Source organism: Flavobacterium sp., assembly GCF_032153895.1.
Classification (GTDB): domain Bacteria; phylum Bacteroidota; class Bacteroidia; order Flavobacteriales; family Flavobacteriaceae; genus Flavobacterium.
This window is the reverse complement of record NZ_JALDYN010000001.1, coordinates 60,187-83,251: the sequence shown is the minus strand read 5'-3', so window position 1 is coordinate 83,251 and position 23,065 is coordinate 60,187. Positions and strand designations below refer to the sequence as shown.

At 37.3% G+C, this 23,065-nt stretch carries 32 protein-coding genes; 1 reads left to right on the top strand and 31 read right to left on the bottom strand.

The window, feature by feature from the left end:
• Positions 1 to 26: 26 nt before the first annotated feature.
• On the bottom strand, positions 27 to 971 hold the full coding sequence (ctlX, locus tag RUH60_RS00445; protein WP_313803748.1) for a citrulline utilization hydrolase CtlX: 945 nt from the start codon (positions 969 to 971) through the stop codon (positions 27 to 29).
• A gap of 3 nt (positions 972 to 974) precedes the next feature.
• Entirely contained in the window at positions 975 to 1,928 is a 954-nt protein-coding gene (locus RUH60_RS00440; protein WP_313803746.1) for an arginase, read from the bottom strand.
• 225 nt (positions 1,929 to 2,153) lie between these two features.
• Here RUH60_RS00440 and RUH60_RS00435 point away from each other — a divergent pair, with 225 nt between their 5' ends.
• A complete protein-coding gene (locus tag RUH60_RS00435) occupies positions 2,154 to 2,522 on the top strand; it encodes a hypothetical protein (RefSeq protein ID WP_313803743.1) in 369 nt (122 codons plus the stop codon).
• 64 nt (positions 2,523 to 2,586) lie between these two features.
• On the opposite strand, the gene RUH60_RS00430 is transcribed toward RUH60_RS00435, so the two are convergent.
• From RUH60_RS00430 to rplV, 29 genes are all read right to left on the bottom strand, one after another.
• Positions 2,587 to 3,870, bottom strand: a complete 1,284-nt coding sequence (locus RUH60_RS00430) for a citrate synthase (protein WP_313803740.1) — start codon at positions 3,868 to 3,870, stop codon at positions 2,587 to 2,589.
• A 191-nt stretch (positions 3,871 to 4,061) separates the two neighbouring features.
• Positions 4,062 to 6,386 carry a T9SS type A sorting domain-containing protein gene (locus RUH60_RS00425; RefSeq protein WP_313803737.1) on the bottom strand — a complete coding sequence of 775 codons (2,325 nt, stop codon included), beginning with the start codon at positions 6,384 to 6,386 and terminating at the stop codon, positions 4,062 to 4,064.
• 109 nt (positions 6,387 to 6,495) lie between these two features.
• Positions 6,496 to 7,263 (bottom strand): LytTR family DNA-binding domain-containing protein, encoded by a 768-nt coding sequence (locus RUH60_RS00420; RefSeq protein WP_313803734.1) that lies wholly within the window; start codon positions 7,261 to 7,263, stop codon positions 6,496 to 6,498.
• The gene (locus tag RUH60_RS00415) at positions 7,263 to 9,233 is read right to left on the bottom strand and encodes a tetratricopeptide repeat protein (RefSeq protein ID WP_313803731.1); all 1,971 of its coding nucleotides are present in this window, start codon (positions 9,231 to 9,233) and stop codon (positions 7,263 to 7,265) included. Before RUH60_RS00415 ends, RUH60_RS00420 begins: the two co-directional genes overlap by 1 nt.
• A 153-nt stretch (positions 9,234 to 9,386) precedes the next feature.
• Positions 9,387 to 10,679: a phosphopyruvate hydratase gene (gene eno / locus RUH60_RS00410; protein WP_313803728.1), complete on the bottom strand. Its 1,293-nt coding sequence runs from the start codon at positions 10,677 to 10,679 to the stop codon at positions 9,387 to 9,389.
• A gap of 32 nt (positions 10,680 to 10,711) precedes the next feature.
• Positions 10,712 to 11,815 (bottom strand): glutamine-hydrolyzing carbamoyl-phosphate synthase small subunit, encoded by a 1,104-nt coding sequence (gene carA, locus RUH60_RS00405; protein ID WP_313803725.1) that lies wholly within the window; start codon positions 11,813 to 11,815, stop codon positions 10,712 to 10,714.
• 236 nt (positions 11,816 to 12,051) lie between these two features.
• Positions 12,052 to 12,555 carry a 50S ribosomal protein L17 gene (rplQ, locus tag RUH60_RS00400; RefSeq protein ID WP_313803722.1) on the bottom strand — a complete coding sequence of 168 codons (504 nt, stop codon included), beginning with the start codon at positions 12,553 to 12,555 and terminating at the stop codon, positions 12,052 to 12,054.
• Positions 12,556 to 12,615: 60 nt separating this feature from the next.
• Positions 12,616 to 13,608 (bottom strand): DNA-directed RNA polymerase subunit alpha, encoded by a 993-nt coding sequence (locus tag RUH60_RS00395; RefSeq protein ID WP_313803718.1) that lies wholly within the window; start codon positions 13,606 to 13,608, stop codon positions 12,616 to 12,618.
• Positions 13,609 to 13,634: 26 nt separating this feature from the next.
• Positions 13,635 to 14,240, bottom strand: coding sequence for a 30S ribosomal protein S4 (gene rpsD, locus RUH60_RS00390; protein WP_313803715.1), 606 nt, complete (start codon positions 14,238 to 14,240; stop codon positions 13,635 to 13,637).
• 85 nt (positions 14,241 to 14,325) lie between these two features.
• Positions 14,326 to 14,709: a 30S ribosomal protein S11 gene (gene rpsK / locus RUH60_RS00385; RefSeq protein ID WP_023574076.1), complete on the bottom strand. Its 384-nt coding sequence runs from the start codon at positions 14,707 to 14,709 to the stop codon at positions 14,326 to 14,328.
• An 11-nt stretch (positions 14,710 to 14,720) separates the two neighbouring features.
• Positions 14,721 to 15,095, bottom strand: a complete 375-nt coding sequence (gene rpsM, locus RUH60_RS00380; RefSeq protein ID WP_313803705.1) for a 30S ribosomal protein S13 — start codon at positions 15,093 to 15,095, stop codon at positions 14,721 to 14,723.
• Positions 15,096 to 15,097: 2 nt separating this feature from the next.
• On the bottom strand, positions 15,098 to 15,214 hold the full coding sequence (gene ykgO, locus RUH60_RS00375) for a type B 50S ribosomal protein L36 (RefSeq protein WP_002987490.1): 117 nt from the start codon (positions 15,212 to 15,214) through the stop codon (positions 15,098 to 15,100).
• A 12-nt stretch (positions 15,215 to 15,226) separates the two neighbouring features.
• Positions 15,227 to 15,442, bottom strand: a complete 216-nt coding sequence (gene infA, locus RUH60_RS00370) for a translation initiation factor IF-1 (RefSeq protein WP_026714631.1) — start codon at positions 15,440 to 15,442, stop codon at positions 15,227 to 15,229.
• Between the two features lie 5 nt (positions 15,443 to 15,447).
• On the bottom strand, positions 15,448 to 16,794 hold the full coding sequence (gene secY / locus RUH60_RS00365; protein ID WP_313803698.1) for a preprotein translocase subunit SecY: 1,347 nt from the start codon (positions 16,792 to 16,794) through the stop codon (positions 15,448 to 15,450).
• 15 nt (positions 16,795 to 16,809) lie between these two features.
• On the bottom strand, positions 16,810 to 17,262 hold the full coding sequence (gene rplO, locus RUH60_RS00360) for a 50S ribosomal protein L15 (RefSeq protein WP_313803695.1): 453 nt from the start codon (positions 17,260 to 17,262) through the stop codon (positions 16,810 to 16,812).
• A 12-nt stretch (positions 17,263 to 17,274) separates the two neighbouring features.
• Positions 17,275 to 17,457: a 50S ribosomal protein L30 gene (gene rpmD, locus RUH60_RS00355; RefSeq protein WP_313803692.1), complete on the bottom strand. Its 183-nt coding sequence runs from the start codon at positions 17,455 to 17,457 to the stop codon at positions 17,275 to 17,277.
• A gap of 12 nt (positions 17,458 to 17,469) precedes the next feature.
• Positions 17,470 to 17,994 (bottom strand): 30S ribosomal protein S5, encoded by a 525-nt coding sequence (gene rpsE, locus RUH60_RS00350; protein WP_313803689.1) that lies wholly within the window; start codon positions 17,992 to 17,994, stop codon positions 17,470 to 17,472.
• Positions 17,995 to 17,999: 5 nt separating this feature from the next.
• Positions 18,000 to 18,347: a 50S ribosomal protein L18 gene (gene rplR, locus RUH60_RS00345; protein WP_313803686.1), complete on the bottom strand. Its 348-nt coding sequence runs from the start codon at positions 18,345 to 18,347 to the stop codon at positions 18,000 to 18,002.
• Positions 18,348 to 18,358: 11 nt separating this feature from the next.
• Positions 18,359 to 18,901 carry a 50S ribosomal protein L6 gene (gene rplF / locus RUH60_RS00340; protein WP_313803683.1) on the bottom strand — a complete coding sequence of 181 codons (543 nt, stop codon included), beginning with the start codon at positions 18,899 to 18,901 and terminating at the stop codon, positions 18,359 to 18,361.
• 17 nt (positions 18,902 to 18,918) lie between these two features.
• Positions 18,919 to 19,317, bottom strand: coding sequence for a 30S ribosomal protein S8 (gene rpsH / locus RUH60_RS00335; RefSeq protein ID WP_313803680.1), 399 nt, complete (start codon positions 19,315 to 19,317; stop codon positions 18,919 to 18,921).
• A 147-nt stretch (positions 19,318 to 19,464) separates the two neighbouring features.
• Positions 19,465 to 19,734, bottom strand: coding sequence for a 30S ribosomal protein S14 (gene rpsN / locus RUH60_RS00330; RefSeq protein WP_026981378.1), 270 nt, complete (start codon positions 19,732 to 19,734; stop codon positions 19,465 to 19,467).
• 3 nt (positions 19,735 to 19,737) lie between these two features.
• Complete coding sequence (rplE, locus tag RUH60_RS00325) at positions 19,738 to 20,289, bottom strand: 50S ribosomal protein L5 (RefSeq protein ID WP_313803675.1); 552 nt, start codon at positions 20,287 to 20,289, stop codon at positions 19,738 to 19,740.
• Between the two features lie 2 nt (positions 20,290 to 20,291).
• The gene (gene rplX, locus RUH60_RS00320) at positions 20,292 to 20,606 is read right to left on the bottom strand and encodes a 50S ribosomal protein L24 (protein ID WP_313804202.1); all 315 of its coding nucleotides are present in this window, start codon (positions 20,604 to 20,606) and stop codon (positions 20,292 to 20,294) included.
• Positions 20,607 to 20,617: 11 nt separating this feature from the next.
• A complete protein-coding gene (rplN, locus tag RUH60_RS00315; RefSeq protein ID WP_014166275.1) occupies positions 20,618 to 20,986 on the bottom strand; it encodes a 50S ribosomal protein L14 in 369 nt (122 codons plus the stop codon).
• Positions 20,987 to 20,988: 2 nt separating this feature from the next.
• Positions 20,989 to 21,246: a 30S ribosomal protein S17 gene (gene rpsQ / locus RUH60_RS00310; RefSeq protein ID WP_023570336.1), complete on the bottom strand. Its 258-nt coding sequence runs from the start codon at positions 21,244 to 21,246 to the stop codon at positions 20,989 to 20,991.
• A gap of 17 nt (positions 21,247 to 21,263) precedes the next feature.
• Complete coding sequence (gene rpmC / locus RUH60_RS00305) at positions 21,264 to 21,455, bottom strand: 50S ribosomal protein L29 (RefSeq protein ID WP_313803659.1); 192 nt, start codon at positions 21,453 to 21,455, stop codon at positions 21,264 to 21,266.
• A gap of 12 nt (positions 21,456 to 21,467) precedes the next feature.
• The gene (gene rplP, locus RUH60_RS00300) at positions 21,468 to 21,887 is read right to left on the bottom strand and encodes a 50S ribosomal protein L16 (RefSeq protein ID WP_026981383.1); all 420 of its coding nucleotides are present in this window, start codon (positions 21,885 to 21,887) and stop codon (positions 21,468 to 21,470) included.
• Positions 21,888 to 21,905: 18 nt separating this feature from the next.
• Positions 21,906 to 22,637 carry a 30S ribosomal protein S3 gene (rpsC, locus tag RUH60_RS00295; RefSeq protein WP_313803656.1) on the bottom strand — a complete coding sequence of 244 codons (732 nt, stop codon included), beginning with the start codon at positions 22,635 to 22,637 and terminating at the stop codon, positions 21,906 to 21,908.
• 8 nt (positions 22,638 to 22,645) lie between these two features.
• Positions 22,646 to 23,056: a 50S ribosomal protein L22 gene (rplV, locus tag RUH60_RS00290; protein ID WP_313803653.1), complete on the bottom strand. Its 411-nt coding sequence runs from the start codon at positions 23,054 to 23,056 to the stop codon at positions 22,646 to 22,648.
• Positions 23,057 to 23,065: the final 9 nt, after the last annotated feature.

Genomic DNA, 23,065 nt, shown 5'->3' with positions numbered 1-23,065 from the left:
TATATTTTATTGATTTATTTTTTCTTCTAATCTTCTTCTTGCATTGGCAGAAAAATTTCCGCTATCATACAACGGGCGCTTCCACCACCATAGGTTTCGATTGTAGTCAAATCTGCAGTGACGATTGCACCATGTTTTTCCAAAACTTTTAATTGGGAAGGAGAAAAGCTTTTATGTGCCTGATCACTCATCACAATAATACGATTACCTTCTTTCCCTTTTAGCTGAAGAACATTTCCGGCAAACGCGTTCATTTGTCCTTCGGTTATCTGTATGATTTCTTTTCCGTCTGATTTTAAACAGTCCAAAACCATTTTGCGCTCTTTGGAATCTGCAATACAATCAGAACAAATCACGGCGAATTTTTCACCAACTGAAAGCATTACATTGGTATGATAAACCGGCTCATCTGTACCATCTACTTTATGTGTGGTATCAAAAATAACTGGATCCATTTCAAAATCTTCGCAGAATTCAATCATCAGTTCTTCATCCGAACGAGGCGAAATTCCGCAATAGGCTTTTCCATTTTCTCTGTCAAGCACCAAACTACCGGTTCCTTCCAAGAAAACACCATCATTTTCAGCAGCCGAATAATCGACAAGCTGTTCGATGAAAAACCCTTTTTCTTCCAATAAATCCAACAAATCATCTCGTCTTTCCAAGCGTCTGTTTTCAGCAAACATCGGATACAAGGTTACATCAGCACTTTCATGAAACGATATCCAGTTGTTGGGAAAAATACTGTCAGGTGTATCAGTCGATGTCGTATCATCTACAACAACAACCTGAACACCGGCTTCTTTTAATTTCAAAACCAAGGCATCAAATTCCTGTTGTGCTTTGGCATTAAGTGTTGCGGGCAAAATTCCGTTCTCGCGTTGCTGAAAAAAATTATTTATTGCAGTTTGCTCGTTTCTTCGGAATGCCACTGGACGAATCATTAAAACGGTATCGGTTATTTGTCGCATCGGTTATTTTTTTAATTCTTTGGTTATGGATTCGATAATGTCCAGCGTTACTTCTGCCATTACATTAACTTTTTCATCCAGACACGGATTCACTTCCACCACTTCCATACAAACCGTTTTAGGATTTTTAGCCAAATGCAGTAAAATTTCTTTGGCTTCCATCGGCGTTAAACCATTTGGCACCGGAGTTCCTGTGCCGTGAGATGTCAGTTCCGGATCCATAGAATCTACATCAAAAGAAACATAAATCATATCACAATGGCTCAGTTTCGTTTCAATTTCAGTCATCATTATTGAAATTCCTTTGGAACGTACTTCTGCAACTTCATAATTCTGAATGTTCAGACGCTGCATAACAGCTTCCTCTTGTTCTTCTGTATCGCGAACCGCAATGTACACCAAATCTTCAGGCAATACTTTTGGAGCTATTTCACCGATATTCTTCAGTTTATTCCAAAAAGCGACTGTTTCTTCATCAACTTCATTAATTCCACATTCCTGATTATCAATATCTAAAGCGGTAGCCAAGGGCATTCCGTGCATATTTCCGGAAGGTGTCGTGAATGGCGTATGTATATCTGCATGAGCATCAATCCAAATTACACCTAAACGTTTATGCGGATTCGCCGATTTGATTCCAGCAATTGTTCCTCCTGCCGAACCGTGATCAGCTGCTAACACAATTGGAAAATCTCCATTATTCAATAACGTAGAAACTTTTTTATCGAGAACGGTGTAAACTTCTGTCAATCCGTCAATTCGTTTGGCGTAGCGATGCGGAGTCGGTTTATCAAGCAAATCATTGACACTGCGCAATTTTTCAACCTGATTTTCTCCAAAAATATAACTTCCTTTATTTCTGGCAGCAGTCATAATTGCCGCAGGTCCTAAAGAAGAACCCCGTGTTCCAGCAGTGATTTCAGATTTATTTACTAAAAAAACAATATTCTTACTCATAATCTTATTTCTTGCATTCCAAAGCCCAAACATCTTGTTTGTTCATGCCTTTCGACAAAGATAGAAAAAGGGCTCAGATAAAAGCAAAGTTGACAACAAATATGCCAAAAATCAACTAAAGCAAAGTAAAAGAAGTACTTACGTAATTGATTAAACGTTTTTTTAAATCATTTCAAATAATTTAGTATTGGTTTTTTTATTAAATTTGAGAAAAATCGTAACAATATGGGATTATCTAATTTTTTTAGTTCACTTTTCGGAAAAGCTAAAAAAAGCACCGAAAATTTAGGAGAAAACGTTTCCAGCATGGCTGATTCTGCTGTAGACAAAGTGGAATCTTTTGCCAAAGAAGCTGGTGAAAAAGTTTCAGAGATCGCGGATCAAGCAGAACAAAAATTTGAGGAATTGGGAGTAAAAGATTCTTTGAATAATTTAGTGGATTCTGCTAAAGAAACCGCATCCAAAGCTGCTGATTGGGTTGAAGACAAAGCTGCTGATGCCAAAGAAGCGGTATCAAATGTAGTAGATAATGTTGAAAATAAAGTAGAAGATTTGACCGGAAATTCTGAAGAGGAAGAAAAACCGGCGGAATAATTTCTTTTAAAAATAAAAAATCCCGAGTAAATCGGGATTTTTTATTTTATATTTCTGAAAGTGATTATCTCTCATTCATATTTTTAAACGGGCGCAACGGTGCTCCAACATAAACCTGACGCGGACGTCCGATTGGTTCTTTGTTAACACGCATTTCTTTCCATTGTGCAATCCATCCTGGTAAACGTCCGATAGCGAATAATACTGTAAACATATCGGTAGGAATTCCTAATGCGCGGTAAATGATACCAGAATAGAAATCTACGTTTGGATATAAGTTTCTTGATTTAAAATACTCATCTTGCAATGCAGCTTCTTCTAACTTCTTAGCAATGTTTAAAATTGGGTCGTTAACGCCTAATTCTGCTAATACTTCATCAGCTGCTTTTTTGATGATTTTTGCTCTTGGGTCAAAGTTTTTGTATACACGGTGACCGAAGCCCATCAAACGGAACGGATCGTTTTTATCTTTAGCTTTTGCCAAGTATTTATCGGCATCGCCTCCGTCTTTCTGAATTTCTTCCAACATTTCCAATACTGCCTGGTTAGCACCTCCGTGAAGTGGTCCCCAAAGTGCAGAAACTCCTGCTGAAATTGACGCAAAAAGACCCGCATGAGATGAACCAACCATTCTTACTGTTGAAGTAGAACAGTTTTGCTCATGATCTGCGTGAAGGATAAACAACTTATCTAAAGCATTTACGACTACCGGATTAATAGTATAAGGTCCTGTTGGCAATTCAAACATTAAGCGCATGAAATTTTCAACATAGCCTTTTGTATTATCGTAATAGTTTAATGGATAACCTGAACTTTTACGGAATGTCCATGTTGCTAACACCAAGAATTTACCCATGGTCTTGCAAATAGCATCATACATTTCTTTTTCATTTTCAACATTTACCACTTTTGGGTTAAATGCTGTTAATGCACTAGTTAATGAAGACAAAACGCCCATCGGATGTGCGGTTCTCGGAAAACCGTCGATGATGTTTTTCATCTCTTCATTTACCAACGTATATTTACGGATATCATTCTCAAATTGCTCCAATTGTTTTTTGGTTGGCAACTCTCCGAAAATAACCAAATAAGATACTTCTAAAAAGTCTGCTTTTTCTGCTAAGTCCTCGATAGAATACCCTCTGTAACGAAGAATTCCTTCTTCTCCGTCTAAGAAAGTGATTTCACTTTGACAAGATCCTGAATTTTTGTAACCTGGGTCTAACGTAATTGCTCCAGTTGCAGCACGCAACTTCTCTATATCGATAGCAACCTCATTCTCACTTCCCACGATTACTGGAAACTCATATTTGTTGCCGTCGATTTCTAATATTGCAGTTTTCGACATGTTTTTATTAAGAATTAAATGTAATTATTTTTTGTTCTACGCGAATTTATGAAATTCAATCCTAATTAAAAAAGAAAATGAATAGGCATTTCGTTAATTATTTCAAAAAACTAACTTCTGTAACACAAAAAACAAAAAGCCTAAAGAAATGAATCCTCAGGCCTTTTCATTCAAATTAAAAAACAAAAAATTTATCTTTTCACAACACGCTCTGTCACAACGCCTTTATTAGTAGTGATTTTCACAAAATAAACCCCTGATTCCTGTGTTGTCATCTCTAAAACTTCACGGAATCCTTCAGAACGCTTGGTTTGCAATATTCTTCCCTGAATATCTAAAAGCTGTACTGACTGAATGGTTTCAAGAGATTCAATTTTCAATATATTGCTTGTAGGATTAGGATACACTTTTACTACATTCCTTGCAATATTATCATTAAGACCCAATGTCTGAAATGCTGTGCTTGCCAAGTTCGTTTCGATCGGTAAATTATAATCGAAGAAAATATCCGCTTTATTGGTCACCACATCGCCAACCTGTAAATGATCTCTGGTTTTAATTTTCAACAGTATATTTCCATGTCCACCGTGTTGCAGATTGATCGTCTGAAAAATAAACTCAGCCACATTCCCGTTAATTTTAGCTTCTACCAGATGAGAGCTATCCAAAACCTGAAGTGATTTTTCATCAAACATCGTCGTATCAATGACATCTTTAACTACTACATTGATGGCATCAGCCGTTCCTATGTTTTCAAAATTGATGATGTAATGCAAATACTCTCCTATCTGAGTAGGCGATTCTATTTCCCCTTCCAAACACACTTTATCATTCGGATCATACGAATTCACTACGGTTTGATTGTATTGAAAGGTATTATCGGCCACTACTTCATCTCCAGTCATTGGCATAATAGTAACTGTAAAAGGCAGTATATCACCTGCGATTACAGGATTTGTACCAGTTGGCTGATTGATACTCATGGTCACTTCAATGCTTCGGGATTCAAAAGGCATTAAGTTTGCGTAACTCCAGTTCATCATTCCGGGAACTTGTGAATCCGGCAAAATAGAAGCCGCTTCATAGCTCATTAAATTCTGATTGTATGCAAAATTGATTCCGTAGGGTTGAGACAATATTTGATTCCCTTTATTCTTATATACAATTTTATAAACTGCTGCAAACCCTGGACGAGCTGGAATAACCGGCGCTACCACAATTTCTAAATCCGGATGAACTCCGTTGGCACTTAAACAGAAGTTTTGTGTTGCAATATTGTTATTGGCATCCGGAAAAACAATTGTAGCATTACTTGGCGTAACGTTAAAAAAAGTACTGTTTTCTATATCTGGTTCAACCGTAAAAGTTCCGGCATCCGTATAGAAAAAATAATTCCCATCTTCGTTTAAAAAGGAAGCTCCTTCGGTTGTTCCATCGTTAATTTTAACTTTGATGAACGATTGTGGAATATCTGAGGCATCACACCCATTGTTATTGGCATCAAAAAGCACCTGACCGGTTATCGTATTAAAATCTCCGCCTGGTGTAAAATTACAATATTGAGAAAACAACGAACCATCATTGTAAAATGCAAAACCAAGAACATCATTTTCATCCATACAAATATATTGCACCTCGTTATCCAGATTGGAAGAAGACAGATCTAAACTGGTATTAGGGAATCCGTTCTTCAAATTGATGTTAACCAAATCTAAATTATTATTGCAATCAACTTCATACACCGAAGCATTTGGAATATTATTGATATACGGCTCATAGGCTATTTGAGACAAATCCAGACTCGTAAGCAAATTATTCTGAACGTTTATTTTGTATAAATGCGGAAGATTATCCAATTGGATACTTGTCAATTGATTATAACCCAAATATAAAGTCGTTAAAGCTGTTTTGTTTGAAAGTGCGAATGTGGTAAGATTGTTTTGACCCGCTCTCAATATCCACAAATCCTGAAGGCTATTAACATCTAATGAAGTCAGATCATTATTCGTCAAAATAATGGTCTGTAGTAATGGAGTGTTGCTAAAATCTACACTTGTTAACAAGTTATTCGACGCCGAAAAGGTTTTTAAATTGGAACATCCAACCGTACTGATTGAAGCAATTTGATTGCTTTCAAAATTAAAAAACTCCAATTGAGTCAATCCGTTCAAATTAACTGTAGACAGGTTATTTGTCATACAGTAAATGTATTTTAAATTGACAAACGCTTCAATACCCTGTAAACTTGAAATTTTATTAATCGCAGTTGGCGTAGAATTAAGTTTTAAAAAAACAATCGCTTCGGCCTCTGAAACCTGAATTTCACCATCTCCATTAGTATCAACAGAGGTATAAATCCCCCAAGTTGCGGTGCTGTTAGGATTTACTGTTGAGGCTATTTCATTAGACGAACTCGCCGACAACAACCTTGCCTTAAAATTCGCATCCGGTATGTTAACAATCTGAGCTTGAAGCATTCCGGTTACAAACAAAAAAAGCAGATAGATCTTTTTCATATTGTAGTTTTTTTTCATTTTTAGTTGGTTTTGTATCCTTTAAAAGTAAAAACTCTTTACTTGTTTAATAATGTTAATTGAGCAAACTGCTCATACTGATTAGAATTTGCTAAAGGCTTTTCAAGACCTCTTGCAAGCGTTCTTTTTTTCGTTGGGAAATCGGCAAGTGTGAATTATCAGCCATCACCACGTAACCTCCGTCTTTTTTAATATATGATTTTAAATACGTCAAATTAATCAAATGCGACTGATGAATCCGCTCAAAACCATGTTCGCTTAACAACTCCTCATATTCTTTCAGTGTTTTGGAAATCATTATCGGTTTGTTGTTTTTGATGTAAAACTTGGTATAATTGTCTTCACTCTCACATCGAATAATATCACTCACATCGAACAAATGAATTCCGTCTGAAGTGGAAAGTGCTATTCGTTTAAAATTGTCCACTTTTTTTCGAATATTCTCCAACAGTAAATCGATGTGTGCATAACCATCACTCTTGGTCAAAACATTTTTTATTTTGACGATGACTTTTTCCAGTTCTTCAGGGTCAACTGGTTTTAAAAGAAAATCCAAAGCACTGAAGCGAAATGCTTTTACAGCATACTGTTCATGTGCCGTAATAAATACTATATGAGACGTCGATTTCCCTTGCTTCTTTGCAATTTCCTCCAGTATATCAAAACCAGTTCCGTCGCCCAATTGAATATCCAGAAAAACAACTTGCGGTTGCAAAGCACTCATTGCTTCAATACCTGACTTCACGTTATCGGCTTCGCCTACAATGTGTACTTCAGGCGCATATCGCTCCAGAAGACTTTTCATCCCGTTACGCAAATTAGCGTCGTCATCTATCAATAAAGCCGTTATTGCACTCATTACTTTGAAATATATTGAATTGGTAAATTTAGGGTCACTTTGGTTCCGGATATTTTTCCGTTCTCTGAAAGTTCATCAATCTCTACTTTGGCTTTTTTGGAAGTGTATGCCTCCATCATTTCCAAACGCTTTCGGGTAATATCCAAAGCCATAGATTTATGAACGGTCACGGAATTTTCTTTTAATTCTTTTGAGGCGTTAAAACCGATACCGTCATCCGTAACGGTACAAATCAAATTGTCGCCCTGCAAAGTAAAATCTACTGCAATGGTCCCCGATTCTTTTTTAGGAATCAAACCGTGAATGATTGCATTTTCGACGAACGGTTGCAACAATAATGGCGGCAAAGCCATATCATCTTCTATATCCTTACTTTTGGTTATCGAAAACTCAAATTTTTTATTAAAACGCAATTGTTCCAATTCCAGATAATTCTGCAAACTCTCAATTTCTTTGTCTATCGGAATTAAAGATTCTTTAGAATATTCTAATGTCAAGCGCATCAATTTGGAAAATTTAGACAAATATTTAATTGCCGAATCCGTTCCGTTCTGTACAATAAAACTCGAAATCGACCCTAAACAGTTGAATACAAAATGTGGATTCATTTGCAAGTGCAACGCTTTCTGTTCATATTCGGCTAGCTCTTTTTGTAAAGTTAGGTTCTTTTTCAACTGTAATCTGTTGTAAATCAAAAAACCTATCCCACACAGAGAAAATATCAAAAGTGTTGTAAACAGAATTTGCTGTTGGTGTCTTTTAGTTTGTTCAGTGTAAACGATTTCTTTTTTTTCCTGCTCTTTTTTCTGAAGTGCTTCTTTTTTATCAAACTCAAAATTCATTTCAGCCCGAACCACATTTCTTATATTCTCATGATTGCTTACACTGTCTTTAGCAATACTGTAAAGTTTATAATGTTCCAATGCTTCCGCAGATTGACCTAGCTTTTCGTAAATCTCACTCAACCTTTTTTCGGCGTTTTGCACTTGTTCTGTAATGTCAAGCTCTTTGGCCAACTGTAAAGATTTCGTTGTATTTTGAAGTGCTTCTGGATAGTTACCTTTCTCAAAATTGATTTCTCCTATGTAAAAATAGGTGTCCGACTTTCCGAATTTATCATCGATTGACGTGAATGCGTTCAACGCATCTGCATAACTTTCAAGTGCTTTCGCATCATTTTTAGTATTCTTATAGTATAAACCAAGGTTGTTGTACAATTCTCCTAAACCTCTTTCGTTTGGAAATTTCTGAAACAATCGTTGTGCTTCGGAATAATATTCAAAAGCCTTAGGATAATTTTTCTGATTCAGGTAGATATTTCCAATATTAGTAGTCGTAATCCCAACGGTATTATCCCCTATTTTTTGTTGAATTTTAAGGCATTTCACAAAATAATCCAGCGCCTTAAAATCTTCTCCTTGAGATTTATATACAATTCCGACATTATTATAAACTCGGGCTAATTTCTCTGGATTGTTTCCCGATTCATAGATTTTCAGAGCTTTCAGATGATATTGCAACGCTTTGGCATAATTGCTTTGTTCCGAAAAAACGATACCGATACTCCCGTAAGCTCGGGCGAGTCCGTTATTGATTTCATCTTTATCTAAAGCATTCTTTTTATCAACCTCGCCTTCAAAAACTGATTGAGCAGCTGAAAAATTACGCAACGCCTCCGGATAATTTCCAAGGATTATATTGGAGTTACCTAAATTCAGAAAAGCATCACCCTCTTCAATTTTATATTTGATTTTTTGAGACAATTTAAGTGCTTCACCAGCATAATATTGCATCTGCTTGGGATTGTCAACCCTGTACGCACTTGAGATATCGTTCAATAATTTAGCCCTATCGATGTCATTAGTAGTTTTCTGCAAGACAGTTTTAAGACTATCCGCAACAGGATTTTGCGCTGTCAGTTTAGCAAAAACCAACAAAAAGACTACATAAAAAATACGGGCTATCATCATATTCTACAAATAGTGAATGTTTGCAAAACAAAAATAGCCGTTATAGTGTCTTCCAAACAGAATAATGAGAATTTCACAGATTTGAACTAGAATTTGATAAAACAAAAAAGCCTGATAGAAAACTATCAGGCTTTACTTATTTATCACAAAAATTTATTTCACTTTAAAAGCACGCTCTCTAGGGAAATAAGCCACTTCTGCTAATTCTTCCTCGATTCTTAAGAGTTGGTTGTATTTTGCCATACGATCCGAACGGGAAGCTGAACCAGTTTTGATTTGACCACAGTTTAACGCTACCGCTAAATCAGCAATCGTATTATCTTCTGTTTCGCCTGAACGGTGTGACATAACTGAAGTATATCCTGCGTTATGCGCCATGTTTACTGCAGCAATCGTTTCCGTTAAGGTACCGATTTGGTTTACTTTGATTAGAATTGAATTTGCAATATTTTCAGAAATTCCACGAGACAAACGCTGAACATTGGTCACAAACAAATCATCTCCGACCAACTGTACTTTATCTCCTATTTTTTCTGTCAATAATTTCCACCCATTCCAATCGTCTTCGTACATACCGTCTTCGATAGAAATAATTGGATATTTTGCAGCTAAATCCGCTAAATACTGCGCTTGCTCTTCCGAAGTACGGATTTTTCCACCTGCGCCTTCAAATTTAGTATAATCGTATTTTCCGTTTACGTAGAATTCCGAAGCGGCACAATCTAAGGCAATCATGATATCATCACCGAAAGTATATCCTGCATTCTCAACCGCCAATTTGATAGAATCCAAAGCATCTTCCGTTCCACCTGCTAAGTTTGGAGCAAAACCTCCTTCGTCACCTACCGCAGTTGAAAGATTTCTGTCGTGCAATACTTTTTTAAGGTTGTGGAAGATTTCCGTCCCCATTTGCATCGCCTGAGTAAAATTTTGAGCTTTTACCGGCATAATCATAAATTCCTGGAATGCAATTGGCGCATCAGAGTGCGAACCTCCGTTGATAATGTTCATCATCGGAACCGGAAGCGTATTGGCTGAAACCCCACCAACGTAACGATATAACGGCAATCCTAATTCATTAGCAGCTGCTTTTGCAACAGCCAAAGAAACACCTAAAATAGCGTTTGCTCCTAAATTAGATTTATTTACTGTTCCGTCAAGTTCAATCATCATTTTATCGATAGCATTTTGCTCGAAAACAGACATCCCAACCAATTCTGAAGCGATTGTAGTGTTTACGTTTTCAACTGCTTTCAAAACGCCTTTACCCATGAAAGCTTTTCCGCCGTCACGCAATTCTACAGCTTCGTGTTCGCCGGTTGAAGCTCCGGATGGTACAGCAGCTCTTCCAAGAATACCGTTTTCTGTGATTACATCTACTTCAACAGTTGGGTTTCCTCTGGAATCTAATATTTGTCTCGCGTGAACTTTAATAATCATGCTCATATTCTATAGTAATTAGTCGTTAATAACTAGTTTTAGTTGTTTTTCATATTGGTGACAAAGTCATCGAAAAGGTAACGGGCATCGTGCGGACCAGGACTTGCTTCCGGGTGATACTGCACGGAGAAAACTGCTTTATTCTTCATGCGCATTCCGGCTACGGTTCCGTCATTTAAGTGTAAATGGGTGATTTCGAAATCTGGGTGTTTTTCCAACTCTTCACGAACTACAGCAAAACCATGATTTTGAGATGTAATTTCTCCTCTGTTGGTAATGACATTCATCACCGGATGGTTTATCCCGCGATGACCGTTGAACATTTTATAGGTTGAAATCCCGTTCGCTAAGGCCAACATTTGATGTCCTAAACAGATTCCGAAAACTGGTTTATCTTCTGCAATGATTTGCCTTGCTACTTCCTGTACTCCTTTTAACGGTTCCGGATCACCAGGGCCGTTAGACAAGAAATATCCGTCTGGATTGAATGCTTTTAAATCTTCAAAAGTTGCGTTGTATGGAAAAACTTTTACATAACAATCTCTTTCAGCTAAACAACGAAGAATGTTTGTTTTAATTCCTAAATCTAAGGCCGCTACTTTGTAGGTTGCGTTTTCATTTCCGAAGAAATAAGGCTCTTTAGTGGATACGGTGGAAGCCAATTCCAAACCTTTCATATTAGGCACATCAGCAAGCTGCTTCTTTAACTCTTCTAATGGAGTTCCATCTGTACAGATTACGGCATTTTGGGCTCCGTTATCACGGATATAGCTTACCAAAGCACGTGTATCGACATCAGAAATCGCTACTAGATTCACTTTTTCGAAATACTCCAATAAACTTCCTTCAGCGTCGGGTCTTGAATAATTGAAACTGAAATTTTTACAAACTAATCCAGCAATTTTGATGCTGTCGGAATCGGTTTCGTCTGCATGTACTCCATAGTTTCCGATGTGTGCGTTGGTCGCCACCATAATTTGCCCGAAGTAAGAAGGGTCAGTAAAAATCTCTTGGTATCCTGTCATTCCGGTGTTAAAGCAAACTTCACCAAAGGTTTTCCCTTCAATTCCGATGGATTTACCATAGAATACCGTTCCGTCGTTTAACAATAAAATGGCCTGATTACGATTTGAATATTTCATTGTGTTGTTGTGTTGTAAAAAGTTGTGCAAATTTAGGTTAAAAAATTGCTATTAAAAAATTTCGTTTAAAAGAAGCCCTTAGTTTTCCTTTAGCCCCGATGGAAGCGACACCTTGTAAAGCGGACAGCGGGAACACGGCTTAAACAAATCCTAATGTTTTGCTCACGAAAAACCAAAAAAAAAGGACAAACTTAAAAAGTTCATCCTTAATTTTATTGAAAATCAGTGTTTCATGATTATTCAGTAGCTTCTGTATTTTCTGTTGCATCAGCCGCAGGTGCTTCAGGAGTTGCAGCAGGAGCCTCAGTAGCCTCCGCTTTTTTAGCTTTACCACGACGAGTAGTTGCTTTTTTAACTTCTTTTTTACCTCCGTTGTACAATTCGTTGAAATCTACCAATTCGATCATTGCCATATCAGCGTTATCCCCAAGACGGTTTCCTAACTTAATGATACGCGTATAACCTCCCGGACGATCACCAACTTTTGCAGCAACTTCTCTGAACAACTCAGTTACCGCATATTTGTTTCTCAAGTAAGAGAAAACGATACGACGGTTGTGAGTAGTATCTTCTTTTGATTTGGTTACCAATGGCTCAACAAATTGCTTCAATGCTTTCGCTTTAGCAACTGTAGTGTTGATGCGTTTGTGCTCGATTAACGAACAAGCCATATTAGCCAACATAGCTTTTCTATGTCCAGCCTGACGACTTAAATGGTTTACTTTTTTTCCGTGTCTCATGACGCTTTTGTTTAAACTTCATCTTGCTCAATCCGCTTTGGAGAGCAAATTATGAAGTAATTATTCTTTATCTAATTTGTATTTAGCCAAATCCATTCCGAAAGTAAGCCCTTTTACCGCTACTAGTTCATCTAGCTCAGTTAAAGATTTCTTACCGAAGTTACGGAACTTCATCAAATCATTCTTGTTGAACGATACTAAATCGCCAAGTGTTTCAACTTCAGCCGCTTTCAAACAGTTCAATGCTCTTACAGACAAGTCCATATCTACAAGCTTAGTTTTAAGCAATTGTCTCATGTGTAATGACTCCTCATCGTAAGATTCGGTTTGAGCAATTTCATCAGCCTCCAGTGTAATTCTTTCATCAGAAAACAACATAAAGTGATGAATCAACGTTTTAGCTGCTTCTGTTAACGCATCTTTTGGATGAATTGAACCGTCAGTGATGATTTCGAAAACCAATTTTTCATAATCGGTTTTTTGCTCCACACGGAAGTTTTCAATTGCATACTTCACGTTCTTTACTGGTGTGTAAATTGAATCTGTGAAGATCGTTCCAATTGGTGCGTTTTGTTTTTTGTTTTCTTCAGCCGGAACATAACCACGACCTTTCTCGATAGTCAATTCCATGTTAATAGTAACTTTATTATCTAAGTTACAGATTACCAAATCCGGATTTAACACTTGGAAACCAGAAATGAATTTTTGGAAATCCCCAGCCGTTAATTGATCTTTTCCAGAGAAAGAGATAGATACAGATTCGTTATCGATATCCTCAATCTGACGTTTAAAACGTACTTGTTTAAGGTTAAGGATAATTTCTGTAACATCTTCAACCACCCCAGCGATTGTAGAGAATTCGTGTTCTACTCCTTCAATACGTACCGAAGTGATTGCGTATCCTTCTAAAGAAGAAAGCAATACACGTCTTAAAGCGTTACCAACTGTCAATCCGTATCCCGGTTCTAAAGGTCTGAATTCAAACTTACCTTCAAAATCGGTTGAATCGATCATGATAACTTTATCGGGCTTTTGAAAATTGAATAATGCCATATTTGTTTTTCGACTGCTGTCAGTTATTATTTGTTGTACAACTCTACGATTAACTGTTCTTTGATGTTTTCAGGAATCTGAAGTCTTTGAGGAACTGAAACAAATGTTCCTTCTTTAGTATCATTATTCCAAGTAATCCACTCGTAAACAGCGCTAGAATTTGATAACGAACGATCGATAGCTTCTACAGATTTCGATTTTTCACGAACCGCAATTTTATCACCTGCACGTAAGTGGTAAGAAGGAATGTTCACTACTTCACCATTTACCGTGATATGACGGTGAGAAACGATTTGACGAGCTGCACGACGAGAAGGTGCAATACCCATTCTGTATACTACGTTGTCTAAACGAGCTTCACAAAGTTGTAATAAAATTTCACCAGTTACCCCTTTAGAAGCAGCTGCTTTTTCGTATAATCCTCTGAATTGACGCTCTAAAATACCGTAAGTATATTTCGCTTTTTGCTTCTCCATTAACTGGATTGCATATTCAGATTTTTTACCTCTTTTTTTAGCCAAACCGTGTTGACCAGGAGGGTAATTTCTTTTTTCGAAGGCTTTGTCATCTCCGAAGATCGCTTCACCGAATTTACGGGCGATTTTTGTTTTTGGACCAGTATATCTTGCCATTGCTAAAATAAATAAAAAGGTAGGGATTATGAATTCAGGTCTTATCCTCCGATAATCGTATTCCTACCTTTAGTTATACTATAAATTAAACTCTACGTCTTTTTGGAGGACGACATCCGTTGTGCGGCATTGGAGTTACGTCTATGATTTCAGTAACTTCAATTCCTCCGTTGTGAATAGATCTGATTGCAGACTCTCTTCCGTTTCCTGGACCTTTAACGTAAACTTTTACTTTTTTAAGTCCAGCTTCTAACGCTACTTTGCTACAATCTTCTGCTGCCATCTGAGCTGCATACGGAGTGTTCTTTTTAGAACCTCTGAAGCCCATTTTACCAGCTGAAGACCAAGAAATAACTTCACCTTTCTTGTTCGTTAACGAGATGATGATGTTGTTAAAAGTTGCATTAATATGAGCCTCGCCTGTTGATTCAACGATCACTTTACGTTTTTTTGTACTTGCCTTAGCCATACTACTACTTATTATTTAGTTGCTTTTTTCTTGTTAGCAACAGTTTTTCTTTTACCTTTTCTTGTTCTAGAGTTGTTCTTAGTTCTCTGACCTCTCAACGGAAGACCAGCTCTGTGACGGATACCTCTGTAGCATCCGATGTCCATTAAACGTTTGATGTTTAATGAAATCTCAGAACGTAATTCTCCTTCGATTTTGAAGTAAGATACAGCCTCACGGATTGCTCCGATTTCGTCGTCATTCCAATCTTGAACTTTTTTATCTTCGCTAACGTTAGCTTTTGCTAAAATTTCTTGCGCTCTGCTTCTTCCGATTCCGAAGATATAGGTTAAAGCAATAACTCCTCTTTTGTTTTTTGGGATATCAACCCCTGCTATTCTTGCCATAATTATCCTTGTCTTTGTTTAAATCTAGGATTCTTTTTGTTAATAACGTACAATCTTCCTTTTCTACGTACAATAATGCACTCGGCACTTCTTTTTTTAACTGATGCTCTTACTTTCATTTTATAATAGCTTTAGTATCTATAAGTAATTCTTGCTTTTGACAAATCATAAGGGCTCATTTCCAGTTTCACTTTGTCACCAGGTAACAATTTGATGTAATGCATACGCATCTTTCCGGAAATATGAGCAATTACAACATGCCCGTTCTCTAATTCTACACGGAACATCGCATTTGATAATGCTTCAATGATTGAACCGTCTTGTTCTATTGCTGATTGTTTTGCCATAAAAATTAAGCTACCGCTTTTCTATTTTTACCACTTTTCATCAACCCATCGTAATGCTTATTCAATAGGTATGAATTTACCTGCTGAATAGTATCAATTGCAACTCCCACCATAATTAACAATGATGTTCCGCCATAAAACATGGCCCATCCTTGTTGCACTCCTATTAAACTAACGGCAATTGCTGGGAACACAGCAATTAATGCTAAGAATAACGAACCAGGAAAGGTTAGTAATGACATTATTTTATCAAGATAATCACCTGTTTCTACACCAGGACGAATCCCCGGAATAAAACCACCACTACGCTTTAAATCGTCGGCCATTTTATTGGTAGGTACCGTAATTGCGGTGTAAAAGTAAGTAAAAATTATGATTAACAAAGCAAAAACTACATTATACTGCCATCCAAAGATATTTTGGAAGCTAGTCGTAATGGTTTGCGCAGCATCAGATGAAGATAATCCCGCAACTGCTGCAGGTATAAACATAATCGCCTGAGCAAAGATAATCGGCATAACTCCAGAAGCATTAAGCTTTAACGGAATCCACTGACGGTTACCTCCCATCATGTCTTGTTCGAAATCCCCAGCTGTTGTACGACGAGCGTACTGTACCGGAATTTTACGAACTGCCATGGTTAAAAGGATACAGGCAATAATGATCAACAACCAGATAATTACTTCAAACACGATAAGCATTGGCCCACCATTGTTTTCTGTAACACGCGATGAAAACTCCTGAATGAACGCTTGTGGCAAACGTGCTAGGATACCAACCATAATCAACAAAGAGATACCGTTTCCAATTCCTTTATCAGTAATTTTTTCTCCCAACCACATCGCAAAAATTGTTCCTGTAGTTAAGATGATAACTGCTGAGAATAAGAATGAGAAAGAACTGAATCCTAATAAGAAGGCATCAGCCGGTAATTGTTTGTACAAGTTATAGATATAACCTGGCCCTTGTAACAAGGTAATACCAATGGTTAACCATCTTGTAATCTGGTTGATTTTCTTTCTTCCGCTTTCTCCGTCTTTTTGTAATTTCTGTAAATAAGGAATAGCAATTCCCATTAACTGAACTACAATCGAAGCAGAGATATACGGCATGATTCCCAATGCAAATACAGATGCCTGCGAAAACGCGCCACCTGTAAATACATTGATTAACCATCCTATACCTTGATCAGTTTGAGTCGATAAATTTTGCAATTTTGTTGCATCAATACCCGGAAGCGTTACCTGAGCACCGAAACGGTACACCACCAACAATCCAAGAGTGAAAAGAATTTTATTTCTCAACTCATCGATTTTCCAAGCATTAACTAACGATTCTATAAACTTCTTCATTTGGTATATAAGGGATTATAAAGTTACCGCTTCCCCACCAGCAGCCTCGATAGCCGCTTTTGCAGTTGCAGTAAATTTGTGAGCAGTTACTTTTAATTTTGCTTTAAGCTCTCCTCCACCTAAAATCTTCACAAGCTCATTTTTAGTTGCTAAACGGTTTTCTACCAAAGTAGCAAAATCAACTGAATCAGTTGCATATCCATTATCAACTAACGCTTGTAAAGCAGAAAGGTTGATTCCTTGGTATTCAACACGGTTGATGTTTTTGAAACCAAACTTAGGAACACGTCTTTGAAGTGGCATCTGACCTCCTTCGAAACCAATTTTCTTAGAATAACCAGAACGAGATTTAGCTCCTTTGTGTCCACGTGCAGCAGTACCACCTTTTCCAGAACCTTCTCCTCTACCTACTCTTTTATTTTGGTTATGTGTTGAACCTTCAGCTGGTTGTAAGTTACTTAAATTCATAACGATATGTTATTATTTAGTTTCTTCTACAGAAACTAAGTGTTTAACTTTATTTACCATTCCAAGGATAGCAGAATTTGCATCATGCTCCACAGTTTGTCCTAATCTTTTAAGACCCAAAGCCACCAATGTTCTCTTTTGAGTAAGAGGGCAGTTGATTTGACTTTTTACTTGTTTTACTAATATTTTTGCCATAATTTCCTTGAATTAACCTTTGAATACTTTTTCTAAAGAAATACCTCTCTGTTTAGCAACAGTATAAGCACTTCTCATTTGCAATAAAGCATCGAAAGTAGCTTTAACAACATTGTGAGGGTTCGATGAACCTTGAGATTTCGACAATACATCGTGAACACCTACTGACTCCAACACCGCACGTACTGCACCACCGGCAATAACTCCTGTACCGTGAGAAGCAGGCATCAATAATACTCTTGCTCCACCAAATTTTCCTTTTTGCTCGTGAGGTACTGAATGTCCTGATAAAGGAATACGCACTAAATTCTTTTTCGCATCTTCTACTGCTTTAGCAATAGCTTCCGAAACGTCTTTAGATTTTCCTAAACCGTGACCTACCACACCGTGCTCATCTCCAACTACTACGATTGCAGAGAAACCAAATGCTCTACCTCCTTTAGTAACTTTAGTTACACGGTTAACACTTACCAAACGGTCTTTCAATTCAAGACCACTAGGTTTAACTAGTTCTACGTTTTTATAGTTATGATACATAGTTCTTAGAATTTAAGTCCAGCTTCTCTGGCACCGTCTGCTAATGATTTAACTCTTCCGTGATATAAATAACCACCTCTGTCAAAAGAAACAGTACTGATTCCTGCTTTCTGCGCTTTGTCAGCAATTAGCTTACCTACTGCAGCAGCAACTTCAATTTTTGTTCCTTTTGCTCCGGCTTCTCTTGAGGAAGCAGCAGCTAGTGTCACACCGTTCACGTCATCTATGATTTGCGCATAGATTTCTTTATTACTTCTGAAAACAGAAAGTCTAGGATTTGAAGCAGTTCCGCTTACAATCTTTCTGATTCTGAACTTGATTCTTTGTCTTCTTTCAGATTTTGTTAATGACATAGTCTTAATTTTTAAGCTGATTTACCTGCTTTTCTTCTTAACTCTTCCCCTACGAATTTAACTCCTTTTCCTTTGTAAGGCTCTGGCTTACGGAAACCTCTAATTTTCGCAGCTACTTGTCCTAACAATTGCTTGTCATGAGAAGTTAATTTAATGATAGGGTTTTTACCTTTTTCAGATACAGTTTCTACTTTCACCTCAGGAACCACCTCAAGAACTATGTTATGAGAAAAACCTAAAGCAACATCCAATTTTTGTCCTTGGTTAGCCGCTCTATAACCTACTCCCACTAATTCTAATTCTTTAGTGAAACCTTCGGATACACCAACAATCATATTGTTGATCAAAGCTCTGTATAAACCGTGTTTCGAACGATCATTTTTATGATCAGAAGATCTTTCCACGATTACTTGTCCTTCCTCTACTTTTACAGATACATCTGAAAACTCTTGAGAAAGCTCACCTAATTTTCCTTTTACTGTAATTACAGCATCCTTAACCTCTACGGTTACACCAGCTGGAATTGCAATCGGACTTTTACCTATTCTTGACATTGTCTAAGTATTTTTAATTAGTATACGTAACAAATTACCTCTCCACCAACATTCAATTGTTTCGCTTGTTTTCCAGTCATAAGACCTTTAGAAGTTGAAACAATAGCAATACCTAATCCGTTCAAGATTCTTGGCAATTTGGCAGCACCTGCGTACTTACGTAAACCTGGTTTACTGATTCTTTGGATATCTTTAATCACAGACTCTTTAGTATCTTTATCATACTTAAGAGCGATTTTGATAGTACCTTGTACAGTACTGTCGTCGAATTTGTAACTTAAGATATATCCTTGATCGAATAAAATCTTAGTGATTTCTTTTTTCATGTTAGATGCAGGAATCTCAACCACTTTGTGGTTAGCACGAACCGCATTTCTAACCCTTGTCAAGAAATCTGCAATTGGGTCTGTATACATATTTATTAAATTGCGGCAACGGTTTTCAAAAAGACTATCTCCCTGAACCTGAAGCCATTAAACTCTATTTTTAAAGCAGATAACTGTACGTTACCGGCGAAAATCCGGCAAATGTACAACTATCTGCTAAAATAAACAAACTTTTTATTACCAGCTTGCTTTCTTTACTCCTGGAATTAAGCCGTTATTGGCCATCTCACGGAAAGTAACACGTGAAATACCGAACTGACGCATATACCCTCTTGGTCTTCCTGTTAATTTACAACGGTTGTGTAAACGTACCGGAGAAGCATTTTTTGGCAATTTTTGTAGACCTTCATAATCTCCAGCTTCTAATAAAGCTTTTCTTTTTTCAGCATACTTTTCTACCAACGCTTGTCTTTTCACCTCGCGGGCTTTCATTGATTCTTTAGCCATGTCTTAATTCTTTTTAAAAGGTAAACCTAATTCAGCCAATAATGATTTTGCTTCTTTGTCAGTTTTTGCAGAAGTTACAAAAGTAATATCGAAACCTGCAATCTTGTTTACTTTGTCAATATCAATTTCAGGGAAAATGATTTGCTCAAGTACACCTAAGTTGTAGTTTCCTCTTCCGTCAAAACCTGTAGCTTTGATTCCACCGAAGTCACGTACTCGTGGTAACGCAGAAGTGATCAAACGATCCAAGAACTCATACATTCTCTCTCCGCGTAAAGTAACTTTAGCTCCGATTGGCATCCCTTTTCTCAATTTGAAAGACGCAACGTCTTTTTTAGAGATAGTAGCAATCGCTTTCTGACCTGTAATTTTTGTTAACTCTTCAACAGCGTGATCTACCAATTTCTTGTCAGATACAGCTGCCCCAACACCACGGCTGATAACGATTTTTTCCAATTTAGGAACCATCATTACGTTTGCATAACCGTACTCTTGAGTAAGAGCAGCAATTACTCTGCTCTTATATTCTTCTTTAAGTCTAGGTATATAAGTCATGACTATAATACTTGATTAGATTTTTTAGAAATTCTCACTTTCTTATCTCCTTCTACTTTAATCCCTACTCTAGTCGCAGACTTAGTTTTAGGATCGATTAAAGCGATGTTTGAAATATGAATTGGAGCTTCTTTTTTCACGATACCACCTTGAGGGTTTTTAGCACTTGGCTTAGTGTGTTTAGACACCATGTTAACTCCTTCAACTACCGCTTTATTTGACTCGCGAAGTACACGTAAAACTTTACCTTCAGCACCTTTATGGTCACCTGCGATAACTTTTACAACGTCTCCTGATTTAATTTTTAGCTTTGTCATCATGTAAAGAATTAAAGCACTTCTGGTGCTAATGATACAATTTTCATGAATTGTTTTTCACGAAGCTCTCTGGCTACCGGACCAAAAACACGAGTTCCTCTCATTTCACCTGCAGCGTTCAACAATACACATGCGTTATCGTCGAAACGGATGTAAGATCCATCAGCTCTTCTCACTTCTTTTTTAGTACGAACCACAACAGCTGTAGATACTGCTCCTTTTTTCACGTTTCCGTTTGGAGTTGCATCTTTAATCGCTACTACAATTTTATCTCCAACAGAGGCATAACGACGTTTCGTTCCTCCTAAAACACGAATAGTCAAAACTTCTTTTGCACCCGTGTTATCTGCTACTTTTAATCTCGATTCCTGTTGTACCATAATTACTTAGCTCTTTCAATGATTTCAACTAATCTCCAACATTTTGATTTCGATAAAGGACGTGTTTCCATGATCTTTACCGTATCCCCGATGTTGCAATCGTTTGTTTCGTCGTGCGCAACGTATTTTTTCGTTTTCAACACGAACTTACCGTATAATGGGTGTTTTACTCTTCTTGTTTCAGAAACAACAATAGATTTTTCCATTTTGTTGCTAGTAACAACACCAATTCTCTCTTTTCTTAAATTTCTTTTTTCCATCTTTCAGCAGAATACAATTATTGTAACTCTCTTTTGCTTAACTCAGTAGCAACTCTTGCGATTGATCTTCTCACAGTTCTTAACTGTAAAGGATTCTCAATTGGAGAAATTGCGTGAGCATTTTTTAGGTCGGTATAAGTCTTCTTTAACTGACTAAGTTGTCCTTGTAACTCAGCTGCAGACAGATTTTTAATTTCAGATTGTTTCATAATGTCTTTTTATTATGCTTCGAAATCTCTAGCAACGATAAACTTAGTTTTTACTGGAAGTTTCTGTGCTGCAAGACGTAACGCCTCTTTAGCTACTGCGATTGGCACTCCACCAACCTCAAACATAATTCTTCCTGGTTTTACAACTGCAGCCCAGTATTCAACTGCACCTTTACCTTTACCCATACGTACTTCAAGAGGTTTTTTGGTAATCGGTTTATCTGGGAAAATTTTAATCCACAATTGTCCTTCACGTTTCATGTAACGAGTTGCAGCGATACGCGCAGCTTCGATTTGACGAGAAGTGATGAATGAATAATCTAAAGATTTGATACCAAACATTCCGTTAGAAAGCTCGTGACCTCTTTGAGATACGCCCTTCATCTTACCTTTCTGTACCTTACGGTATTTTGTTCTTTTAGGCTGTAACATTTTTCTTTAGTTTAAAAATTACTTTCTTTTACGAGCGTTTGGTTTACCATTTCCTTTTGGAGAAGATGATCCTGTAGATTTAGACTGTTTTTTGTCCATACCTACTAACGGAGAAAGATCTCTTTTCCCGTAAACTTCACCTTTCATGATCCACACTTTGATACCCATTCTACCATAAGCAGTATGCGCTTCACCAAGTGAGTAATCGATGTCAGCTCTGAAAGTCGATAGAGGAATACGTCCTTCTTTGAACATTTCAGAACGTGCCATTTCAGCACCGTTCAAACGACCAGAAATCATAACTTTGATTCCTTCAGCATTCATACGCATAGCAGCAGCGATAGCCATCTTGATTGCACGACGATATGAAATACGACTTTCAATCTGACGAGCAATACTTGTTGCTACTAAATACGCATCAAGCTCAGGTCTTTTAATTTCAAAGATGTTAATCTGAACCTCTTTGTCAGTAATTTTCTTAAGCTCTTCTTTCAACTTGTCTACCTCTTGGCCACCTTTTCCGATAATGATACCAGGTCTAGCAGTAGTGATAGTAACGGTTACAAGTTTCAAAGTTCTCTCGATGATTACTTTAGAAACACTAGCTTTAGATAAACGAGCATGGATATACTTACGGATTTTAGCATCTTCTGCCAATTTATCACCGTAGTCATTTCCACCGTACCAGTTTGAGTCCCATCCTCTGATGATCCCAAGGCGATTTCCGATTGGATTTGTCTTTTGTCCCATACTGCTTATTAATTGCTTTGTGTGTTATTAATATCTCCTAACACGATTGTTACGTGGTTAGAACGTTTTCTGATTCTGTGTGCGCGACCTTGCGGAGCCGGACGAAGTCTTTTCAACATCATACCGCCATCTACACGGATCTCTTTTACAAATAAGCCTGCATCCTCGATGTTAACGTCAGCATTTTTCTGCTGATAGTTGTTGATAGCTGACAACAACAATTTCTCTAACTTACGAGAAGCTTCTTTTGAACTAAATCTTAATATATTAAGAGCTTTTTCTACCTTCTGACCTCTTACTAAATCTGCCACTAAGCGCATTTTTCTAGGTGAAGTTGGGCAGTTATTAAGCTTAGCAACAGCAACCTGTTTCTTAGCTTCTTTAGTCTGCTCGGCTCTTTCTCTTTTACGAACTCCCATAGCTTCTTA

What these genes read in the sequence shown, in the direction of transcription:
- ctlX (WP_313803748.1), bottom strand. Translation starts at nt 971, where the DNA reads ATGCGACAAATAACCGATACCGTTTTAATGATTCGTCCAGTGGCATTC.
- RUH60_RS00440 (WP_313803746.1), bottom strand. Translation starts at nt 1,928, where the DNA reads ATGAGTAAGAATATTGTTTTTTTAGTAAATAAATCTGAAATCACTGCT.
- RUH60_RS00435 (WP_313803743.1), top strand. Translation starts at nt 2,154, where the DNA reads ATGGGATTATCTAATTTTTTTAGTTCACTTTTCGGAAAAGCTAAAAAA.
- RUH60_RS00430 (WP_313803740.1), bottom strand. Translation starts at nt 3,870, where the DNA reads ATGTCGAAAACTGCAATATTAGAAATCGACGGCAACAAATATGAGTTT.
- RUH60_RS00425 (WP_313803737.1), bottom strand. Translation starts at nt 6,386, where the DNA reads ATGAAAAAGATCTATCTGCTTTTTTTGTTTGTAACCGGAATGCTTCAA.
- RUH60_RS00420 (WP_313803734.1), bottom strand. Translation starts at nt 7,263, where the DNA reads ATGAGTGCAATAACGGCTTTATTGATAGATGACGACGCTAATTTGCGT.
- RUH60_RS00415 (WP_313803731.1), bottom strand. Translation starts at nt 9,233, where the DNA reads ATGATGATAGCCCGTATTTTTTATGTAGTCTTTTTGTTGGTTTTTGCT.
- eno (WP_313803728.1), bottom strand. Translation starts at nt 10,679, where the DNA reads ATGAGCATGATTATTAAAGTTCACGCGAGACAAATATTAGATTCCAGA.
- carA (WP_313803725.1), bottom strand. Translation starts at nt 11,815, where the DNA reads ATGAAATATTCAAATCGTAATCAGGCCATTTTATTGTTAAACGACGGA.
- rplQ (WP_313803722.1), bottom strand. Translation starts at nt 12,555, where the DNA reads ATGAGACACGGAAAAAAAGTAAACCATTTAAGTCGTCAGGCTGGACAT.
- RUH60_RS00395 (WP_313803718.1), bottom strand. Translation starts at nt 13,608, where the DNA reads ATGGCATTATTCAATTTTCAAAAGCCCGATAAAGTTATCATGATCGAT.
- rpsD (WP_313803715.1), bottom strand. Translation starts at nt 14,240, where the DNA reads ATGGCAAGATATACTGGTCCAAAAACAAAAATCGCCCGTAAATTCGGT.
- rpsK (WP_023574076.1), bottom strand. Translation starts at nt 14,709, where the DNA reads ATGGCTAAGGCAAGTACAAAAAAACGTAAAGTGATCGTTGAATCAACA.
- rpsM (WP_313803705.1), bottom strand. Translation starts at nt 15,095, where the DNA reads ATGGCAAGAATAGCAGGGGTTGATATCCCAAAAAACAAAAGAGGAGTT.
- ykgO (WP_002987490.1), bottom strand. Translation starts at nt 15,214, where the DNA reads ATGAAAGTAAGAGCATCAGTTAAAAAAAGAAGTGCCGAGTGCATTATT.
- infA (WP_026714631.1), bottom strand. Translation starts at nt 15,442, where the DNA reads ATGGCAAAACAATCAGCAATAGAACAAGACGGTTCAATCATTGAAGCA.
- secY (WP_313803698.1), bottom strand. Translation starts at nt 16,794, where the DNA reads ATGAAGAAGTTTATAGAATCGTTAGTTAATGCTTGGAAAATCGATGAG.
- rplO (WP_313803695.1), bottom strand. Translation starts at nt 17,262, where the DNA reads ATGAATTTAAGTAACTTACAACCAGCTGAAGGTTCAACACATAACCAA.
- rpmD (WP_313803692.1), bottom strand. Translation starts at nt 17,457, where the DNA reads ATGGCAAAAATATTAGTAAAACAAGTAAAAAGTCAAATCAACTGCCCT.
- rpsE (WP_313803689.1), bottom strand. Translation starts at nt 17,994, where the DNA reads ATGTATCATAACTATAAAAACGTAGAACTAGTTAAACCTAGTGGTCTT.
- rplR (WP_313803686.1), bottom strand. Translation starts at nt 18,347, where the DNA reads ATGTCATTAACAAAATCTGAAAGAAGACAAAGAATCAAGTTCAGAATC.
- rplF (WP_313803683.1), bottom strand. Translation starts at nt 18,901, where the DNA reads ATGTCAAGAATAGGTAAAAGTCCGATTGCAATTCCAGCTGGTGTAACC.
- rpsH (WP_313803680.1), bottom strand. Translation starts at nt 19,317, where the DNA reads ATGTATACAGACCCAATTGCAGATTTCTTGACAAGGGTTAGAAATGCG.
- rpsN (WP_026981378.1), bottom strand. Translation starts at nt 19,734, where the DNA reads ATGGCTAAAGAATCAATGAAAGCCCGCGAGGTGAAAAGACAAGCGTTG.
- rplE (WP_313803675.1), bottom strand. Translation starts at nt 20,289, where the DNA reads ATGACTTATATACCTAGACTTAAAGAAGAATATAAGAGCAGAGTAATT.
- rplX (WP_313804202.1), bottom strand. Translation starts at nt 20,606, where the DNA reads ATGACAAAGCTAAAAATTAAATCAGGAGACGTTGTAAAAGTTATCGCA.
- rplN (WP_014166275.1), bottom strand. Translation starts at nt 20,986, where the DNA reads ATGGTACAACAGGAATCGAGATTAAAAGTAGCAGATAACACGGGTGCA.
- rpsQ (WP_023570336.1), bottom strand. Translation starts at nt 21,246, where the DNA reads ATGGAAAAAAGAAATTTAAGAAAAGAGAGAATTGGTGTTGTTACTAGC.
- rpmC (WP_313803659.1), bottom strand. Translation starts at nt 21,455, where the DNA reads ATGAAACAATCTGAAATTAAAAATCTGTCTGCAGCTGAGTTACAAGGA.
- rplP (WP_026981383.1), bottom strand. Translation starts at nt 21,887, where the DNA reads ATGTTACAGCCTAAAAGAACAAAATACCGTAAGGTACAGAAAGGTAAG.
- rpsC (WP_313803656.1), bottom strand. Translation starts at nt 22,637, where the DNA reads ATGGGACAAAAGACAAATCCAATCGGAAATCGCCTTGGGATCATCAGA.
- rplV (WP_313803653.1), bottom strand. Translation starts at nt 23,056, where the DNA reads ATGGGAGTTCGTAAAAGAGAAAGAGCCGAGCAGACTAAAGAAGCTAAG.